Genomic DNA, 18,673 nt, shown 5'->3' with positions numbered 1-18,673 from the left:
ATAAAACGGCGGAATGCAATGCTTCCACCTAATATTCTCAAAAACTTCTCGTTAAAGAAGTCGGACTGACACATTATAACATGCCAGGTTAATTATATCAAGAGAAAGTCACTCAGCCTTCAAGTCGGTTACGGGCAATCGATCGTTATTCGATGATCTTTTGTACATCTGCAAACACAGCATCGATTTCACGATTCCCATCAATAGACTGTAATAAACCTTCTTCTTTGTAATAATTCAATATTGGTTCACTACTTTTAATATTGACAGCTAGACGATTCTTGACCGTCTCAGGCTTATCATCTTCTCGTTGATAAAACTCGTGCGCTCCGCATTTATCACAAGTACCTTCCACTTTTGGAGGATTGAACTCACGATGATACGTTGCACCACAATTGCGGCACATAAAGCGACCAGTTAAGCGATCAACTAAAATTTCTTCAGGTACATGGATATCAATTACAGCATCTAGTTTCTTTCCAAGTTCTTTTAGCATCTCATCTAACGCTTTTGCTTGGTCTAACGTGCGAGGAAAGCCATCTAATAAGAAGCCATTCGCAGTGTCTGCTTCATCTAAACGTTCTTTAACGATCCCATTGGTTACTTCGTCAGGTACTAGATTTCCTTGATCCATGTAAGATTTTGCTTTTAAACCTAGCGCTGTTTCATTGGCCATAGCCGCACGAAACATATCGCCGGTTGAAATGTGAGGCAAGTTGTAAGCTGCAACGATACGTTCCGCTTGCGTTCCTTTACCTGCACCGGGAAGTCCCATTAAAACGAGGTTCATTCTGTTTCCTCCTAAGTCATTGAATAGTGTTGAGGAAATCCTCAACACCTCAAGAACCTTAATTCAAAAAACCAGTATATTGACGTTTTAGCATTAACCCTTCAAGCTGTTTTGCAGCTTCAAGTGCAACTCCGACAACGATCAACAAACTTGTTCCGCCTAAACCGATTGATTGTGGTAAGTTCCAGATCATTTGCGCTAAAATCGGTAGCAAGGCTACTAATCCTAGGAAAATGGCTCCGACAGTACTTAAACGCATCAATAATGAAGAGACGTATTCTTCTGTTCCTTTACCAGGTCGAACGCTTGGAATATAACTTCCTTGCTTTTGCAAGTTTTCGGATAACTTTTCAGGATTGACCTGAACAAAAGCATAGAAGAATGTAAAGGCCACGATCAACACGGTATAAATCGCTGCTCCAGGAACAGTGTTATAACTGAAGATCGTTTGGACGATAACAAACCAAGATTCATTTTGATAAGAACTGCCTAATGCTTGAATGATCGCACTAGGTGTTGTAATAAATGAACTAGCAAAAATTACAGGGATAACTCCGGCTGCATTTACTTTCAAAGGAAGGTAACTACTTGTTGGAGCACCAGTAATTCGTTTGGTATATTGGATTGGAATTTTACGCTCTGCTTGTTGGAAGAACGTCACTAGCGTTACGATTACCAATACAGCAATGATCAGTAAGACAACGAAGATCGTTGATTTCCATAAGTCAGATGAAGGCACATTGATGAAATAATCTTCGTAAAGACCTTTCACACTTACAGGTAAGCGTGAGATGATCCCAGCAAAGATAATCATCGATACCCCATTTCCGATTCCTTTTTCCGTGATTTGTTCCCCTAACCACGTCACAAACATTGTGCCGGCAGTTAAGATGATCCCAATGGTAACAAATGTTTGCCAACTAGGATTTGAGACAAAACCGAATTGAGTGTAGAAGTTAAACCCAGCAGTTAGTGTCATCGATTGTAGGAAACCTAGAACCAATGTCAGGTAACGTGTTGCTTGATTTAATTTTTTACGACCAACTTCACCCTGTTTCGACCATTCCACAAAACGTGGAACAATATCCATTTGCAACAATTGAACAATAATTGATGCGGTGATATAAGGAGAAACTCCCATCGAAAAGATCGAGAAGTTTTGAAGCGCACTACCACTCACCAAATTTAGCATGTTCAAGAATGGTAGATCGGCGATATCTTTTAACTTATTTGCATCGACACCGGGCACAACGACATGTGCACCGATACGAAAAACAAATAGGATAAATACTGTAAACAAAATTCTTGAGCGAATATCTTTTACTTTAAAAGCATCCTTCAAAAGTTTCAGCATTAGATCACCTCGATTGATCCACCAGCAGCTACGATAGCTTCTTCTGCTGTTTTAGAGAATTTAGCTGCTTTGACAGTTAATTTTTTCGTTAACTCTCCATTACCCAATACTTTAATTCCAGCTTTTGCGTTTTTCACGATTCCAGCTTCAACTAAAGCAACTGGTGTAACTTCAGCTCCATCTTCAAAACGATTTAAAAGATCTAAGTTCACAACTGCGTATTCTTTACGGTTCACGTTTGTGAATCCACGTTTTGGTAAACGACGGAATAAAGGAGTTTGTCCCCCTTCAAATCCTAAACGTACACCGCCACCTGAACGAGCTTTTTGACCTTTTTGTCCGCGTCCTGCTGTTTTACCGTTACCAGATGAAGTACCACGTCCTACGCGGTTGCGTACTTGGCGAGATCCTTCTGCAGGTTTTAATTCATGAAGTTTCATGGTTTGGCACCTCCTTAATCAAACTACTAACTCTAAATCTATATAATTAAACTTCTTCTACGTCCACTAAGTGAGAGATTGTGTTAACCATACCTTTGATTGCATCATTAGCTGGTTTAACGACAGTGCTGTTCACTTTACCAAGACCTAACGCTTTAACAGTTGCGCGTTGGTTTTGAGGACGTCCGATAACACTGCGTCTTAAAGTAATTTTTAATTCAGCCATTATTGTTGTCCTCCTTAACCGATAATTTCGTCAACTGATTTGCCGCGAAGTGCTGCCACTTCTTCGACACGTTTTAATTGTTTTAATCCATCAATTGTTGCGCGAACAACGTTGATAGGTGTGTTTGAACCTAATGATTTAGATGTGATATCAGCTACCCCAGCTAATTCTAATACGGCACGAACTGGTCCACCAGCAGCAACTCCAGAACCTTCTACTGCAGGTTTCATTAAGATGCGGCCACCACCAAATACGCCGATAGCTTCATGAGGGATAGTAGAACCAACCATTGGTACTTCAACTAAGTTTTTCTTAGCATCTTCAACAGCTTTACGGATCGCTTCTGGTACTTCTTGAGCTTTACCAGTACCGAAACCAACGTGGCCATTTTTATCACCGACAACAACTAAAGCTGCGAAACGTAAACGACGTCCACCTTTTACAACTTTTGTTACGCGGTTGATACCGACAACGCGGTCTTCTAATTCCAAGTGTTTTGGATCAATATAAACCATGAATGGTGTTCCTCCTTCTCCTAAAATTCTAGTCCATTTTCGCGAGCTGCTGTTGCTAATGCTGCTACGCGGCCATGGTAAAGGTATCCACCACGGTCAAAGACTACTACTTTGATACCTTTTGCTGCTGCACGTTCAGCGATTAATTTACCGACAGCTTGCGCTTGTTCAGTTTTTGTTCCACCTGAAATTTCTTTATCCAAGGCAGAGGCACTTGCTAGCGTTACACCCGCTACGTCATCAATTACTTGCGCGTAGATGTTCTTGTTAGAACGGAAAATGTTCAAGCGTGGGCACTCAGCAGTACCAGAGATTTTGTTACGTACACGACGATGTCTCTTTTGACGTGTTTTGTTTTTATCTGGTTTTGTAATCACAATTGTCACCTCTTAATTTTTATCGGCCTAAGCCGTGAATCGTAAACGCTGTGGTTTACGATTATTTACCAGTTTTACCTTCTTTACGGCGTACAAATTCACCAACATAGCGAATTCCTTTACCTTTGTAAGGTTCTGGAGGACGAACGCCACGGATGTTAGCTGCTAATTCACCAACAACTTCTTTGTTCGTACCTTTAACGATTACTGAAGTATTTGATGGTACTTCAATCGTGATGCCTTCTGGGGCAACGATTTCAACCGGATGAGAGTAACCAACGTTCAATACAAGTTTGCTTCCTTGTAATTGAGCACGGTATCCAACCCCGATTAATTCTAAAGCTTTTTGGAAACCTTCGCTTACACCAACAACCATGTTATTGAAGTTTGCACGAGTAGTTCCATGAATAGTTTTCATTTCTTTACTATCATTTGGACGAGTAAAAGTAACTTCGTTTCCTTCGATGTTCATTTGAATATCAGAAGAGAAAGTACGAGTTAATTCACCTTTAGGTCCTTTAACTGTAATGTCGTTACCTTCTTGCTTGATTTCAACACCAGCAGGAAGAACAACAATCTTATTACCGATACGACTCACTTAGAGACACCTCCTTGTGTATTATTTAAATTACCATACGTAAGCGACAACTTCGCCGCCAATGTTTTTAGCTCTTGCTTCTTTATCAGTGATAACACCTTCAGAAGTTGAGATAATTGCGATACCTAAACCGTTTAATACTTTTGGTACTTCGTCAGATTTAACGTAAGCACGTAGACCTGGTTTAGAGATACGTTTCAAGTTAGTGATAACACGTTCACCGTTTTTACCGTATTTCAAGAATACGCGGATCACGCCTTGTTTGTCATCTTCGATATATTCAACATCGCGGATGAAACCTTCTTTTTTCAAGATTTCAGCGATATCACGTTTGATTTTTGAAGCAGGTACTTCTAATACATCGTGTTTTACCATGTTGGCATTACGAATGCGTGTTAGAAAATCTGCAATTGGATCTGTCATGACCATTAGATGATTTACCTCCTTTATGCGAGTTTACTTGTTTACCAGCTAGCTTTCTTCACGCCGGGAATTTGACCTTTGTAGGCAAGTTCGCGGAAGCAAATACGGCAAAGTTTAAATTTACGATAAACTGAATGTGGACGTCCACAACGTTCACAACGTGTGTACTCTTGTACAGCATGTTTAGCCGGACGTTTGTTTTTAGCAATCATTGATTTTTTAGCCACGTAGTTCGCCTCCTTTTTTTATTTTTGGAATGGCATGCCTAATTGTGCTAACAACTCACGAGATTCTTCATCTGTGTTTGCTGTTGTTACAATAACGATATCCATTCCACGTACTTTATCTACCAAATCGTAATCTACTTCTGGGAAGATCAATTGTTCTTTAACTCCCAAAGTGTAGTTTCCGCGTCCGTCGAATGCTTTTTTGCTGACACCGTGGAAATCACGTACACGTGGTAAAGAAACAGATACTAATTTATCTAAAAATTCGTACATTCTTTCGCCGCGTAGCGTTACTTTCGCACCGATTGGCATTCCTTCACGTAGACGGAATCCAGCGATAGATTTTTTAGCTTTTGTAATTAAAGGTTTTTGACCTGAAATTAATTGTAATTCTTCTACAGCTTTATCTAAGCTTTTAGTGTTAGATACAGCATCACCCACACCCATGTTGATAACGATTTTATCAACTTTTGGTGTTTGCATGATTGAACTATAGTTAAATTTTTCCATCAATGATGGGACAACTTCTTTTGAATATTTTTCTTTAAGGCGGTTCATTTAGCAAGCTCCTCCTTCCTTGATTTGATTATTTATCTAAAACTTCACCGGTTTTTTTAGAAACACGGACTTTTTTACCGTCTACTTCTTTATAGCCGACACGTGTAGCTTCACCGTTAGAAGGATCAATGACCATCACATTAGAAACATGAATTGGTGCTTCGATTTCAACGATTCCGCCCTGAGGAGCAGCTTGAGAAGGTTTTTGGTGTTTTTTCACGATGTTAACACCTTCGACAATAACTTTATCTTTCTTAGGCATTGCAGCTAGTACTACGCCTTCTTTGTTTTTGTCTTTACCAGTGATAACTTTAACTTTATCGCCTTTTTTCACGAACATGAGTGTTTCGCACCTCCTTTGGGTATAAGTGACAATTATAATACTTCTGGTGCTAGTGAAACGATCTTCATGAAGTTGTTTTCGCGTAATTCACGAGCAACTGGGCCAAAGATACGTGTTCCACGTGGGCTCTTATCGTCACGGATAATAACCGCAGCATTTTCATCAAATTTAATGTAAGAACCGTCTGTACGACGAGCGCCTGATTTGGTACGAACGATAACGGCTTTAACGACGTCACCTTTTTTGACAACACCACCTGGCGTTGCTTGTTTAACCGTAGCAACGATGATATCGCCGATGTTCGCTGTTTTGCGACCTGAACCACCAAGGACCTTGATTGTCAAGATTTCGCGAGCACCAGAGTTATCAGCAACTTTTAAACGACTTTCTTGTTGGATCACGATGTGTATCCTCCTTTCAGATTTTGCAATTCAATCTATATAGGAAAACTTCGTGTGATTAGATAATCACTGCCTTTTCGACAACTTCTACTAGACGGAAACGTTTCGTAGCTGATAATGGACGAGTTTCCATAATTTTCACGATATCGCCAACTTTTGCTTCGTTGTTTTCATCGTGTGCTTTGTATTTCTTAGAATAGTTCATACGTTTACCGTAGATAGGGTGGTTTTTTTTCGTTTCAACTACTACTGTAATTGTTTTGTCCATTTTATCAGACACCACGCGACCTTGGTAAACTTTACGTTGATTTCTTTCTTCAGTCATACCTAGATGGCCTCCTTCCACAATTAATTAGCTTGTTGACGCACTACAGTTTTAATGCGTGCAATCGACTTACGAACTTCTTTAATACGTGCAGTGTTTTCTAGTTGGCCAGTAGCTAATTGGAATCTTAGATTAAACAATTCTTCTTTTAATTGTTTTTCTTGATCTAGCATTTCGGCAGTGGTTAATTCTCTGATTTCTTTAACCTTCATTCGATTCACCACCCATTTCTTCACGTTTTACGATTTTCGTTTTCATTGGTAATTTGTGAGAAGCAAGGCGTAGCGCTTCGCGTGCTACTTCTTCAGGTACACCAGCGATTTCAAACATGATTTTTCCACGTTTAACTGGAGATACCCAACCTTCAGGTGCCCCTTTACCAGAACCCATACGTACCCCAATCGCTTTGGCAGTATAAGATTTATGAGGGAAAATTTTGATCCATACTTTCCCACCACGTTTCATGTAACGAGTCATTGCAATACGAGCCGCTTCGATTTGGCGGTTAGTAATCCAATGAGAATCAACAGCTTGTAAGCCATATTCACCAAATGCAACTTCTTTGCCGCCTTTAGCTTCTCCGCGCATTTTTCCACGGAATTCACGACGGTGTTTTACACGTTTAGGTACTAACATGCTTATTTCCCTCCTTTCTCAGTGTTTTTTTTAGTTGGAAGAATTTCTCCACGATAGATCCACACTTTAACTCCTAGTTTTCCGTATGTTGTATCTGCTTCTTCCCATGCGTAATCAATATCCGCACGTAATGTGTGCAATGGAACTGTTCCTTCAGAGTAACCTTCGCTACGAGCGATATCCGCACCGTTTAAACGACCTGATACTTGAGTTTTGATTCCTTGCGCGCCAGCACGCATAGAGCGTTGGATGGCTTGTTTTTGAGCACGACGGAAAGCAACACGGCCTTCTAATTGACGTGCAATTCCTTCAGCTACTAATTTAGCATCTAGATCTGGTTTTTTGATTTCCACGATGTTGATGTGTACTTTTTTACCAGTTAATTTGTTTAATTCTTTTCTTAGGCTTTCAACTTCAGATCCGCCTTTACCAATAACCATACCTGGTCTAGCTGTGTGGATTGAAACGTTCACGCGGTTTGCAGCGCGTTCGATTTCAACCGTTGACACGGCAGCATCAGCAAGTTTAGACGCGATGAATTTACGAATTCTTAAATCTTCGTGTAGAAAATCAGCATACTCTTTTTCAGCATACCATTTTGCATCCCAGTCGCGGATGACGCCTACACGCATTCCAATTGGATGTACTTTTTGACCCACTGAATGTCCCTCCTCTTATTTTTCTGATACGACTACCGTAATATGACTAGTACGTTTGTTGATTGGTGAAGCTGAACCTTTTGCACGTGGACGGAAACGTTTCATAGTTGGTCCTTCGTTAACAAATCCTTCAGATACTACCAAGTTTTCAACATCTAAGTCGAAGTTGTTTTCTGCATTAGCAATTGCTGACATTAGAACTTTTTCAATAATTCCTGCAGCTTTGTTCGGTGTGAACTTTAAGATTGCGATGGCTTCAGCAACGTTTTTTCCTCGGATTAAATCCATCACTAAACGTGATTTGCGAGGAGAAACGCGAACTGTTTTCGCAACAGCTTTAGCTGATGTAATTTGTTCTGCCATTCTGATATCCTCCTCTCAAATTAGCGTTTAGTTTTCTTATCGTCACTTCCGTGTCCACGATAAGTTCTTGTAGGTGCAAATTCACCTAATTTATGTCCTACCATATCTTCTTGAATGTAAACTGGTACATGTTTACGTCCATCATAAACAGCAATCGTAAATCCGATGAAGCTTGGGAAGATTGTTGAACGACGAGACCAAGTTTTGATAACTTTTTTCTTTTCGGCACCTTGTTGTGCGTCGACTTTTTTCATCAAATGATCATCGACAAAAGGTCCTTTTTTTAAACTACGACCCATGGTGTACCTCCTCTCAAAATATGCGACACATGGTCAATAAAATTATTTAGCGTTACGACGACGAACGATAAGTTTGTCTGATTTCGCTTTTTTGTTACGAGTTTTGTATCCAAGAGCTGGTTGACCCCATGGAGATACTGGCGCTTTACGTCCGATTGGAGCTTTACCTTCACCACCACCGTGTGGGTGATCGTTAGGGTTCATTACGCTACCACGTACAGTTGGACGTTTACGCATCCAACGAGAGCGACCCGCTTTACCAATGTTGATTAATTCGTGTTGTTCGTTACCTACAGCACCGATTGTTGCACGACAAGTTGCTAAGATCATGCGCACTTCGCCTGAGTTCAAACGAATCAATACGTATTTACCTTCTTTACCAAGTACTTGAGCACTTGTACCAGCAGAACGGATTAATTGTCCGCCTTTACCTGGTTTCATTTCGATATTGTGGATAACAGTACCCACTGGAATGTTTGCTAATGGTAACGCGTTACCAACTTTGATATCTGCTTCTGGTCCAGAAACGACAGTCATGCCAACTTCTAGTCCTTTAGGTGCTAAGATATAAGCTTTCACTCCATCTTCGTAATGAACTAACGCAATGTTAGCAGAACGGTTTGGATCATATTCGATTGTTTTAACTGTAGCAACAACGTTATCTTTATTACGTTTGAAATCGATCAAACGGTATTGACGTTTGTGACCGCCACCTTGATGGCGAACAGTGATACGTCCGTTGTTGTTACGACCGGCATTATTTTTCAACGGCGCCAATAATGTTTTTTCTGGTTTTGAAGTTGTAATCTCTGCAAAATCAGAACTTGTCATATTACGACGACCATTTGAGGTAGGTTTGTACTTTTTAATAGCCACGTCTGTTTTCCCTCCTATTAAAGTTTAGTTAGTTTCTTTGCTTATTCAGCAGAGAATAATTCGATGTCTTTAGAAGCTTCTGTTAAAGTAACAACAGCTTTACGACGTTTTTTTGTGTATCCTGCATATTTACCCATACGTTTAAATTTAGGACGCACGTTGATGATGTTTACGTTTTTCACGTCAACACCAAATGCTGCTTCAACAGCTTGTTTTACTAAAGTCTTGTTTGCGCGTACGTCTACTTCGAAAGTGTATTTCTTTTCGTCCATCGCTAACATAGATTTTTCAGTAATTACTGGTTTTTTAATAATGTCTAGTAAGTTCATTATGCAAGCACCTCCTCAATTTGAGTAAGAGCAGTTTGAGTTGCTAACACTTTAGTGCTTGACACAACGTCTAATACACTTACGTTATCAGCAGATACTACAGAAACGTTTGGTAAGTTACGTGCAGCTAAAGCAGCGAAGTCATTACCATTTTCTAAAACTACTAATACTTTAGTGTCAATAGACAAGTTAGCAAGAACTTGTTTGAATTCTTTTGTTTTTGGAGCGTCAAAGCTTAATGCTTCGATTGCTACCAAGTTATTTGATGCAACTTTTTCTGATAATACAGATTTGATTGCTAAGCGACGAACTTTTTTAGGAAGTTTGTAGCTGTATGAACGTGGTGTTGGTCCAAAGACAACTCCACCTCCACGCCATTGTGGTGAACGGATTGAACCTTGACGGGCACGACCTGTTCCTTTTTGGCGCCATGGTTTACGGCCACCACCACGAACAGCGCTACGGTTTTTCACAGCGTGTGTTCCTTGTCTTAATGAAGCGCGTTGCATGATGATTGCATCAAAGACAACTGTTTCATTAGGTTCGATTCCGAAGATTTCTTCGTTTAAAGTAATTTCGCCATTTTGGCTTCCATCTTGTTTAAATAATGCTACATTCGGCATTCCTTAGTTCCTCCTTTCTTCCTATCTAATTATTTAGCTTTCACAGCTGATTTAATTGTAATCAATGATTTTTTCGCTCCAGGAATGTTACCTTTAATTAGGATAACGTTACGTTCAGCGTCAACACGTACAACTTCCAAGTTTTGGATAGTCACGCGGTTTCCACCCATACGTCCTGCAAGACGTTTGTTTTTGAACACACGGTTAGGTGCTACAGGACCCATTGATCCAGGACGACGGTGGTAACGAGAACCGTGAGACATAGGTCCGCGGCTTTGTCCGTGACGTTTGATAACGCCTTGGAATCCTTTACCTTTAGTTGTTCCTGTCACGTCAACAATATCTCCAGCTTGGAATACGTCAACTTTTACTTCTGATCCTACTTCTAAGCCCTCTAGCTCAACATCCTTGAATTCGCGAATGAAGCGCTTAGGAGCCGTGTTTGCTTTTGCAACATGACCTTTCGCAGGTTTGTTACTTAAAACTTCACGTAAATCTTGGTATCCTACTTGAACAGCTTCGTAGCCGTCATTTTCCATTGTTTTCAGTTGTAATACTACGTTAGGAGTAGCTTCTACAACAGTTACTGGAATAAGTTCACCAGATTCAGTAAAGATTTGAGTCATCCCCACTTTTTTCCCTAAGATTCCTTTGGTCATGATTACACCTCCATCTTATTTTTAATTATAGTTTAATTTCGATGTTTACGCCTGATGGTAAATCAAGTTTCATCAATGCATCAACAGTTTTTGGTGTTGGATTCACGATATCGATTAAACGTTTATGTGTACGCATTTCGAATTGTTCACGAGAATCTTTGTATTTATGAGTCGCACGGATTACAGTGTAAAGACTGCGTTCAGTTGGTAATGGAATTGGACCAGACACGTCAGCTCCAGTTCTTTTTGCAGTTTCTACGATCTTTTCCGCAGATTGATCTAAAATACGATGTTCATACGCTTTTAAGCGGATACGAATTTTTTGTTTTGCCATTGTTTTCCCTCCTTCGCCTATTTTGAAAAGTAGACATAGCTCCACGAAAATTTTCCGTCACGCTCGTCCATGGCAAAGCGTCCGGGCGTGTCGCAACCTCTCGTTTCTTAGCCGGCAGAACAAATTGTTCTACCAATATTACTAGCTCTACAGCTAAGCAACACCTCTACGATTATAGTATGGATGAACTTAAATAGCAAGTATTTTTTCATGAAAAACGGAACTTTTTCAAAAAAGTTCCGTTTTGCTTAAATTTTACGTTTTGTTATTCGAGAAAAGGCTTGAGATAAAGGAAAATAGACAATCCCAACAACTAAAATCGTCAAGCCGACATTCGTAAACGTCGCCGGCAGTTTCACAAGTGCTGTCTTAAAGGCAAGATCAAATGTTGGTACCCCCACCCATAATTGCACGATTGTATTTTTGATTTGGGTCATGATAATTTTCGCTACACCTGCACTTAATCCAATCACTACGATTTGCCACACACGAGTAGGATGCTTTTTAAAACTGTTAAATGCCAAATAAGTCGCACCTCCGACAATAAAGGCTTCAATCAAAAAATACGGTGCTTCAGTCGCATAACCATTCAGCAAGTCAAACAAGAAAAAACCGATCCCACCTGCTAAAGAACCGCTCGTGTATCCTAATAGCAAAATAGACAAAACAAGCACCGCATTACCTAAATGAACGAATGCTCCAGTTGGTAAGGGAATTTTTATAGTTGTAGCCACAAAGGTCAATGCAGCAAATAAGGCAATAAATACAATATTTTGCGTTGTTGGTTTAGTCATCTTGATACCTCACGAAAGTAAGCATGATGATCTAAATGCCCTACATGTTGATTGAAACGTTCACCATGTAAAATCCCTTGATAAACAACTTCTTTTGCTTTGACTACTGCATCGAAGTACTCCAACCCTTGTGCAACTCCGGCAGTGATTGCTGCTGAAAAAGTACAGCCAGCTCCATGATTGTTATTAGATGCTATTTTTTCATTCGCTAATTCTTCAAAAGAATCGCCATCATAATACAGATCGATCGCAGCGTTCCCCTTCAAACGTTTACCGCCTTTTACCACAACACGCGCAGCACCTTGATCAAGAATACGTTTTGCCGCTTCCTTCATTTGCGCTAACGTCTCTAACTCTCCAAGACCAGACAAGATACCTGCTTCAATCAAATTTGGTGTTACAATAGAAGCTTTGGGCAATAAATAGTGCTTGATCCCTGCTACACTCTTTGGTTGTAAGATTTGGGCAGTCCCTTTACACGCAATAACTGGATCAATCACGACATGTTCTGTATAGGTGGGAGTCAACTTGTGATGAATTTGTTCGATGATCGTTTCATTTCCCAACATCCCTGTTTTAATCGCCGCAACAGCTCCACCATTTAATGAAGAAAGCAATTGCTTTTCAACTAACGATACGGGCAGTTCTGTGACTTCATGTTGCCAAGTATCAGGATCCATCGTCACAATTGTCGTAATCGCCGCTTGTCCAAATAAACCATATTCTTCAAAAATTTTCAAATCTGCTTCTAAACCTGCTCCGCCAGTTGCATCTGAGCCTGCAATCGTTAATACTCGTTTCATACACTCACCCTTTCTGATAAAAAGCATACCGCAACATAACAGTTGACGAAAAGAGCCAATTGGCTTATTTTTAAACCAACCAATTGACAAAGGAGTGAAGACATGACAAAAAAGCCTTTATATCGAAACATCATGGAGTATTATATCCATGAGATCGAAACTGGTCAGTTACTGCCTGGCGAACGTTTATTACCTGAAAGAGCGATCGCAAAATATTTTTCTGTAAATCGTTCAACAGTCGTTCGTGCTTTAGATGAATTACAAAGTTTAGGTTGGATCACTAGAAAACAAGGAAGTGGAACAAAAGTCGCTGATGGCCAACTCGGAAATCGACGTTCACCTTTATCTTGGCTACAAAATACGCAATATGTGAAGCAAAAACAAGAAGATCCTTATTTGACCAAGCTAAAACAACAAAAAAATTTACCCGATACATTAGATTTATTTAGTGGTGATTTACCCGACACACTGATCCCCGATTTTTCTTTTCCTGCGATGTCTTGGGAGACGATCTTAAAACAAGAACAACAAACAACTACTGCCGGGTATGCTCCTTTACTAGATACTTTATTGACACATGTGCACCAACGTATTTCGCCTGCACTCAAGATAGACCAACTCATGATTACATCCGGCGCAACACAAGGATTATCCTTGATTTTACAAACTCTTCTAGCACCAGGATCTTGTGTGGCTACAGAGGATCCCTCATTTTTATTTGCGTTACCCTTTTTCGCCACATTGAATATCCATCTAAAAGGATTGCCACAAGATTCAGAAGGAATCTTACCCACAGCATTAGAAAATTTATGTCAACAACAAAAAATCGACTTGCTTTACCTTAATCCTACACATCAAAATCCAACTGGCCGTACGATGTCTTTAAATAGAAGGAAACAGATCGTGAAAATTTGTCAGATGTACCATATTCCTATTGTGGAAGATGATGTATTTGGGGAACTAAACTTTACTACACCACCGACAAAATTTATCGAACTTGCTCCAGAGCAAGTCATTTATCTAGGTTCTTTATCTAAATTATTTTCTCCATTGATTCATATCGGATGGATCATTGCACCAAAACGTTTGATCACCTCTTTTTTGCAAACAAAAGAAAAAACAGAGTTAACCACGGATATTTTTCCACAATTATTCGCAACTGTCGCATTAAATGATCCTTCTTATACACCAAAACAAATACAGTTACTTGAACAACTCGAAAAGAGAAGTCAGCAATTCACGCATTTTTTAGACACCTTCTCTGAGTGGGAGTATCAAAAAATCGAGGGCGGGATCTATTACTGGATCACGTATACAAAACGTAAACTGACCCGTAAAGATTGGCAACTTTTTTTGGACCAACAGATCTTACTTGCTCCCGCTTTTTTATTCAGTCATGATACAATAGCCTGTAGAATCAACTATACTCGAATGAACACTCAAGATTTCAAGATTTTTCAGACGCGTTTTTCTGATATCACTACCCAATTAGGAAAGGATGATCTTATATGAACGAAACAATCAAACTACTTACCTCACACCGAAGCTATCGACAATTTGACGAAACCTATACGTTATCGTCTGAAGAATTAGACCAAATCTTAGCTGCCGCTAGACAAGCACCAAGCTGGATGAACGGCCAATTTTATTCGATTATTGTACTAACTGATCCTAAGATACGCCAAGAATTCGTCCGTCTAAATCCAGGTAATCCACATATTGAAAAAAGTTCGGTCTTTTTATTGTTTGTAGCCGATCTTTATCGCACTGCTGAAGTAGCAAAACAAAAGCAAACAGCTTACAACATCGACGGCTTAGATCCATTGATTACAGCGACTACCGATGCCGCATTGGCGTTAGAAAATGCCTTAGTCGCAACGGAATCCCTTGGTCTCGGCGCGGTTCCTGTTGGAAGTGTACGCAATTATTTACCTGAGATCAAATCACTTCTTACGCTACCTGATTATGTCTTACCGATTGCAGGATTAAGTATTGGAAAACCGATCGTGGAGATGAAGGTCAAACCTCGACTTCCAAAAGAAACTGTAGTGCATTATAACCAATACACCCCATTAGATTACCAACATATCGAACATTATGATGACACGATGCGTAAATTCGGCGAAGCTCGCGAAACCAAGGATTGGACGCAGAAATTTGCTGACTATTTCGCAAAAGAACCAAATCGTGGTGTAGATGACTTCACTAAAACTCAAAAAATCGCACAAAAAAAGACTGATGAATAAATTCATCAGTCTTTTTGATTGTAAAGTTAGAATTAAGCGTGGATTGTAGAAACAACGCCTGAACCAACAGTACGTCCGCCTTCACGAATAGAGAAACGAGTTCCTTCTTCGATCGCGATTGGGTGGATTAATTCAACTTCGATAGTTACGTTATCACCAGGCATTACCATTTCAGTACCTTCTGGTAATTCGATAACACCAGTCACGTCAGTTGTACGGAAGTAGAACTGTGGACGGTAGTTAGTGAAGAATGGAGTATGACGTCCACCTTCTTCTTTGCTTAATACGTATACTTCAGCAGAGAATTTTGTATGTGGAGTGATTGAAGCTGGTTTAGCTAAAACTTGTCCACGTTGGATGTCTTCACGAGCAACACCACGTAATAAAGCACCGATGTTATCGCCTGCTTCAGCGTAGTCTAATAATTTACGGAACATTTCAACACCTGTTACAGTTGTTTGAGCAGTTTCGTCAGCGATACCAACGATATCTACAACGTCACCAACGCGAACTTGTCCACGTTCAACACGACCTGTAGCAACAGTACCACGTCCAGTGATTGAGAATACATCCTCAACTGGCATCATGAATGGTTTGTCAGTGTCACGAGTTGGAGTTGGGATGTACTCGTCAACTGCAGCCATTAATTCCATGATTTTTTCTTCGTAAGAAGCGTCGCCTTCTAAAGCTTTCAAAGCAGAACCTGCAACAACTGGAGTGTCATCGCCTGGGAAATCGTATTCTGATAATAAGTCACGAACTTCCATTTCTACTAATTCTAATAATTCTTCGTCATCAACCATATCCATTTTGTTTAAGAATACAACGATGTAAGGAACACCTACGTTACGAGATAACAAGATGTGTTCACGTGTTTGAGGCATAGGACCATCAGCAGCAGATACTACTAAGATCGCGCCGTCCATTTGAGCAGCACCAGTGATCATGTTTTTAACGTAATCCGCGTGACCTGGGCAGTCTACGTGAGCGTAGTGACGTGCTTCAGTTTCGTACTCAACGTGAGCAGTTGAGATAGTGATTCCGCGTTCGCGCTCTTCAGGAGCACCATCGATTTGGTCGTAAGCAGAAGCTTGTGCCAAACCTTTTTTAGATAAAACAGTTGTGATTGCAGCTGTTAAAGTAGTTTTACCATGGTCAACGTGTCCGATAGTACCGATGTTTACATGGGGTTTAGAACGGTCAAATTTTTCTTTTGCCATTTTATATGTTCCTCCTAAGTGTTTTAAAGTATTTTATCTGATAGGTAAGGAATCGAAAGATCGATCCCTTTCCCATATCATCGTTCATTATTGTACACGAAAGTTTCAAAAAAATATAGTTTTTTGAAGCATTTCAAGAATGATTAAAAATTATTCAGCTTTTCCGCCGTTTTTCTTAATAATTTCTTCTTGAATTGATTTCGGTACATCTTCATAGTGGTCAAATACCATCATGAATGTTCCGCGTCCTTGAGTTGAAGAACGTAGAGTTGTTGCATATCCAAACATTTCAGATAAAGGCACGATAGCATTTACGATTTGCGCATTACCATGTGCTTCCATACCTTCAACGCGTCCACGACGAGCAGTTACGTGTCCCATTACATCACCTAAGTAATCTTCTGGTACAGTTACAGTAACTTTCATCATTGGTTCAAGGATAGCTGGTTGTGCTTTCTTCGCAGCCGCACGTAGCGCCATAGAAGCAGCAACACGGAAGGCTGTTTCATTCGAATCGACATCATGGTAAGAACCATCATAAAGTTTCGCTTTGATATCTACTAATGGATATCCAGCCAACACACCATTTGCCATTGAGTCTTCAAGACCTTTTTCAACAGCTGGGATGTATTCACGAGGAACAACCCCACCGACGATCGCGTTTTCGAATTCGAAACCGCCACCTTCTTCGTTAGGTGTAAATTCGATCCATACGTGACCGTATTGACCTTTACCACCTGATTGACGTACAAATTTACCCTCTGCATTTGTCGCAGCACGGAAAGTTTCACGGTAAGATACTTGAGGAGCACCTACGTTTGCTTCCACTTTGAACTCACGACGCATACGGTCAACTAATACATCTAAATGCAACTCACCCATACCAGCGATTACAGTTTCACCAGTTTCAACGTTTGTTTCAACGCGGAATGATGGATCTTCTTCAGCTAGTTTTTGTAGAGCAAGACCCATTTTATCTTGGTCAGCTTTTGATTTAGGTTCAACAGCTACTTCGATAACTGGATCAGGGAATTCAATCGATTCAAGGATAACTGGTGAATTTTCAGCACATAATGTATCCCCAGTTGTTGTATCTTTCAATCCAACAGCTGCAGCGATATCTCCTGAGTATACTTTTTGGATTTCTTGACGTGTGTTCGCGTGCATTTGTAGAATACGTCCAATACGTTCACGTTTGCCTTTAGAAGCATTCAATACGTAAGAACCTGATTCTAATACACCTGAATACACACGGAAGAATGTTAGACGACCTACGAATGGGTCAGTCATAACTTTAAACGCTAATGATGCAAATGGAGCTTCATCGTCAGCTGGACGAGTAACTTCTTCGTCCGTTTTAGGGTCAATCCCATTGATTGCAGGGATATCTAGAGGTGATGGTAAGTAATCGATTACCGCATCTAGTAATAATTGAACCCCTTTATTTTTGAAGGCCGTACCACACATTACAGGGTAGAATTCTACCGCTACAGTCGCTTTACGGATTCCTTCTTTTAATTCTTCGACAGTGATTTCTTCACCTTCTAAGAATTTCATTGTTAAGTCTTCATCAGTTTCCGCTACAGCTTCCACTAATTTTTCATGCCATTCTTCAGCTAACTCACGGTATTCTTCTGGGATTTCAGTTTCTTGGATCTCAGTACCTAAGTCATTTGTGTAGATTTCAGCTTTCATTGTCACAAGGTCAATGATTCCTGTGAAATCATCTTCCGCACCAATTGGTAATTGGATTGGATGAGCGTTTGCTTGTAAACGGTCATGTAAAGTTGATACAGAGTATAAGAAATCTGCACCGATTTTGTCCATTTTGTTACAGAATACGATACGTGGAACGCCATATTCTGTTGCTTGACGCCAAACAGTTTCTGTTTGAGGTTCTACACCTGATTGTGAGTCTAAAACAGTTACTGCGCCATCAAGTACGCGTAATGAACGTTGTACTTCGATCGTGAAATCCACGTGTCCAGGAGTGTCAATGATGTTGACACGGTTCCCTTTCCATTGAGCAGTAGTTGCCGCAGATGTAATCGTGATCCCGCGTTCTTGTTCTTGTTCCATCCAGTCCATTTGTGAAGCTCCTTCATGAGTTTCACCAATTTTGTGGATACGACCAGTGTAGTACAAGATACGTTCTGTTGTTGTTGTTTTACCAGCATCAACGTGGGCCATGATTCCGATATTACGAGTGTTTTCTAAAGAAAATTCTCTTGCCATATTCGTTGTGTTCTCCTCTC

Annotated in this window: 29 protein-coding genes; 2 read left to right on the top strand and 27 right to left on the bottom strand. The window is 40.2% G+C overall.

Going from position 1 to position 18,673, the window contains the following annotated elements:
• Positions 1-145: 145 nt before the first annotated feature.
• The 25 genes from I573_RS05220 to thiD form a co-directional block, all read right to left on the bottom strand.
• Positions 146-790, bottom strand: coding sequence for an adenylate kinase (locus tag I573_RS05220; protein WP_016185980.1), 645 nt, complete (start codon positions 788-790; stop codon positions 146-148).
• A gap of 58 nt (positions 791-848) precedes the next feature.
• Complete coding sequence (secY, locus tag I573_RS05215) at positions 849-2,144, bottom strand: preprotein translocase subunit SecY (protein ID WP_016185981.1); 1,296 nt, start codon at positions 2,142-2,144, stop codon at positions 849-851.
• On the bottom strand, positions 2,144-2,584 hold the full coding sequence (rplO, locus tag I573_RS05210; RefSeq protein ID WP_016185982.1) for a 50S ribosomal protein L15: 441 nt from the start codon (positions 2,582-2,584) through the stop codon (positions 2,144-2,146). Before rplO ends, secY begins: the two co-directional genes overlap by 1 nt.
• A gap of 46 nt (positions 2,585-2,630) precedes the next feature.
• A complete protein-coding gene (gene rpmD / locus I573_RS05205) occupies positions 2,631-2,810 on the bottom strand; it encodes a 50S ribosomal protein L30 (protein WP_016185983.1) in 180 nt (59 codons plus the stop codon).
• Between the two features lie 14 nt (positions 2,811-2,824).
• Positions 2,825-3,325, bottom strand: a complete 501-nt coding sequence (gene rpsE / locus I573_RS05200; RefSeq protein WP_016185984.1) for a 30S ribosomal protein S5 — start codon at positions 3,323-3,325, stop codon at positions 2,825-2,827.
• Positions 3,326-3,345: 20 nt separating this feature from the next.
• Complete coding sequence (gene rplR / locus I573_RS05195) at positions 3,346-3,702, bottom strand: 50S ribosomal protein L18 (protein WP_016185985.1); 357 nt, start codon at positions 3,700-3,702, stop codon at positions 3,346-3,348.
• Between the two features lie 61 nt (positions 3,703-3,763).
• On the bottom strand, positions 3,764-4,300 hold the full coding sequence (gene rplF / locus I573_RS05190; protein ID WP_016185986.1) for a 50S ribosomal protein L6: 537 nt from the start codon (positions 4,298-4,300) through the stop codon (positions 3,764-3,766).
• A 30-nt stretch (positions 4,301-4,330) separates the two neighbouring features.
• A complete protein-coding gene (gene rpsH, locus I573_RS05185) occupies positions 4,331-4,729 on the bottom strand; it encodes a 30S ribosomal protein S8 (RefSeq protein WP_016185987.1) in 399 nt (132 codons plus the stop codon).
• Positions 4,730-4,764: 35 nt separating this feature from the next.
• Positions 4,765-4,950 (bottom strand): type Z 30S ribosomal protein S14, encoded by a 186-nt coding sequence (locus tag I573_RS05180; protein WP_016185988.1) that lies wholly within the window; start codon positions 4,948-4,950, stop codon positions 4,765-4,767.
• An 18-nt stretch (positions 4,951-4,968) separates the two neighbouring features.
• Positions 4,969-5,508 (bottom strand): 50S ribosomal protein L5, encoded by a 540-nt coding sequence (rplE, locus tag I573_RS05175; protein ID WP_016185989.1) that lies wholly within the window; start codon positions 5,506-5,508, stop codon positions 4,969-4,971.
• A 28-nt stretch (positions 5,509-5,536) separates the two neighbouring features.
• The gene (rplX, locus tag I573_RS05170) at positions 5,537-5,848 is read right to left on the bottom strand and encodes a 50S ribosomal protein L24 (protein WP_016185990.1); all 312 of its coding nucleotides are present in this window, start codon (positions 5,846-5,848) and stop codon (positions 5,537-5,539) included.
• Positions 5,849-5,883: 35 nt separating this feature from the next.
• A complete protein-coding gene (rplN, locus tag I573_RS05165) occupies positions 5,884-6,252 on the bottom strand; it encodes a 50S ribosomal protein L14 (RefSeq protein ID WP_016185991.1) in 369 nt (122 codons plus the stop codon).
• A 58-nt stretch (positions 6,253-6,310) separates the two neighbouring features.
• Entirely contained in the window at positions 6,311-6,577 is a 267-nt protein-coding gene (rpsQ, locus tag I573_RS05160) for a 30S ribosomal protein S17 (RefSeq protein WP_016185992.1), read from the bottom strand.
• A 23-nt stretch (positions 6,578-6,600) separates the two neighbouring features.
• The gene (rpmC, locus tag I573_RS05155) at positions 6,601-6,789 is read right to left on the bottom strand and encodes a 50S ribosomal protein L29 (protein ID WP_016185993.1); all 189 of its coding nucleotides are present in this window, start codon (positions 6,787-6,789) and stop codon (positions 6,601-6,603) included.
• On the bottom strand, positions 6,779-7,213 hold the full coding sequence (gene rplP, locus I573_RS05150) for a 50S ribosomal protein L16 (protein WP_016185994.1): 435 nt from the start codon (positions 7,211-7,213) through the stop codon (positions 6,779-6,781). The genes rpmC and rplP overlap by 11 nt, the downstream gene beginning before the upstream one ends.
• A 2-nt stretch (positions 7,214-7,215) precedes the next feature.
• On the bottom strand, positions 7,216-7,872 hold the full coding sequence (gene rpsC / locus I573_RS05145) for a 30S ribosomal protein S3 (RefSeq protein WP_016185995.1): 657 nt from the start codon (positions 7,870-7,872) through the stop codon (positions 7,216-7,218).
• Positions 7,873-7,887: 15 nt separating this feature from the next.
• Positions 7,888-8,235, bottom strand: a complete 348-nt coding sequence (rplV, locus tag I573_RS05140) for a 50S ribosomal protein L22 (protein ID WP_016185996.1) — start codon at positions 8,233-8,235, stop codon at positions 7,888-7,890.
• A gap of 20 nt (positions 8,236-8,255) precedes the next feature.
• On the bottom strand, positions 8,256-8,534 hold the full coding sequence (rpsS, locus tag I573_RS05135; protein ID WP_016185997.1) for a 30S ribosomal protein S19: 279 nt from the start codon (positions 8,532-8,534) through the stop codon (positions 8,256-8,258).
• A 42-nt stretch (positions 8,535-8,576) separates the two neighbouring features.
• A complete protein-coding gene (rplB, locus tag I573_RS05130) occupies positions 8,577-9,410 on the bottom strand; it encodes a 50S ribosomal protein L2 (RefSeq protein ID WP_016185998.1) in 834 nt (277 codons plus the stop codon).
• A gap of 41 nt (positions 9,411-9,451) precedes the next feature.
• Positions 9,452-9,739 (bottom strand): 50S ribosomal protein L23, encoded by a 288-nt coding sequence (gene rplW / locus I573_RS05125; protein WP_016185999.1) that lies wholly within the window; start codon positions 9,737-9,739, stop codon positions 9,452-9,454.
• Positions 9,739-10,362, bottom strand: coding sequence for a 50S ribosomal protein L4 (rplD, locus tag I573_RS05120; protein ID WP_016186000.1), 624 nt, complete (start codon positions 10,360-10,362; stop codon positions 9,739-9,741). The genes rplW and rplD overlap by 1 nt, the downstream gene beginning before the upstream one ends.
• 29 nt (positions 10,363-10,391) lie before the next feature.
• Positions 10,392-11,021 carry a 50S ribosomal protein L3 gene (gene rplC / locus I573_RS05115; protein WP_016186001.1) on the bottom strand — a complete coding sequence of 210 codons (630 nt, stop codon included), beginning with the start codon at positions 11,019-11,021 and terminating at the stop codon, positions 10,392-10,394.
• A 25-nt stretch (positions 11,022-11,046) separates the two neighbouring features.
• The gene (gene rpsJ / locus I573_RS05110) at positions 11,047-11,355 is read right to left on the bottom strand and encodes a 30S ribosomal protein S10 (protein WP_016186002.1); all 309 of its coding nucleotides are present in this window, start codon (positions 11,353-11,355) and stop codon (positions 11,047-11,049) included.
• Between the two features lie 248 nt (positions 11,356-11,603).
• Entirely contained in the window at positions 11,604-12,149 is a 546-nt protein-coding gene (locus tag I573_RS05105) for an ECF transporter S component (protein WP_016186003.1), read from the bottom strand.
• Positions 12,146-12,952 (bottom strand): bifunctional hydroxymethylpyrimidine kinase/phosphomethylpyrimidine kinase, encoded by an 807-nt coding sequence (thiD, locus tag I573_RS05100; RefSeq protein WP_016186004.1) that lies wholly within the window; start codon positions 12,950-12,952, stop codon positions 12,146-12,148. The genes I573_RS05105 and thiD overlap by 4 nt, the downstream gene beginning before the upstream one ends.
• A gap of 102 nt (positions 12,953-13,054) precedes the next feature.
• Here thiD and I573_RS05095 point away from each other — a divergent pair, with 102 nt between their 5' ends.
• Together I573_RS05095 and I573_RS05090 are read left to right on the top strand one after the other, a co-directional pair.
• Positions 13,055-14,464, top strand: coding sequence for an aminotransferase-like domain-containing protein (locus tag I573_RS05095; RefSeq protein ID WP_016186005.1), 1,410 nt, complete (start codon positions 13,055-13,057; stop codon positions 14,462-14,464).
• Positions 14,461-15,198: a nitroreductase family protein gene (locus I573_RS05090; protein ID WP_016186006.1), complete on the top strand. Its 738-nt coding sequence runs from the start codon at positions 14,461-14,463 to the stop codon at positions 15,196-15,198. The genes I573_RS05095 and I573_RS05090 overlap by 4 nt, the downstream gene beginning before the upstream one ends.
• Positions 15,199-15,230: 32 nt before the next feature.
• On the opposite strand, the gene tuf is transcribed toward I573_RS05090, so the two are convergent.
• On the bottom strand, positions 15,231-16,418 hold the full coding sequence (gene tuf, locus I573_RS05085) for an elongation factor Tu (RefSeq protein WP_016186007.1): 1,188 nt from the start codon (positions 16,416-16,418) through the stop codon (positions 15,231-15,233).
• Positions 16,419-16,568: 150 nt separating this feature from the next.
• The gene (fusA, locus tag I573_RS05080; RefSeq protein ID WP_016186008.1) at positions 16,569-18,653 is read right to left on the bottom strand and encodes an elongation factor G; all 2,085 of its coding nucleotides are present in this window, start codon (positions 18,651-18,653) and stop codon (positions 16,569-16,571) included.
• Positions 18,654-18,673: the final 20 nt, after the last annotated feature.

The sequence above is a fragment of the Enterococcus sulfureus ATCC 49903 genome (assembly GCF_000407605.1).
GTDB lineage: Bacteria > Bacillota > Bacilli > Lactobacillales > Enterococcaceae > Enterococcus_G > Enterococcus_G sulfureus.
Note: the sequence above shows the minus strand (reverse complement) of the source record. Positions and strands in the feature narration are given on the sequence as shown.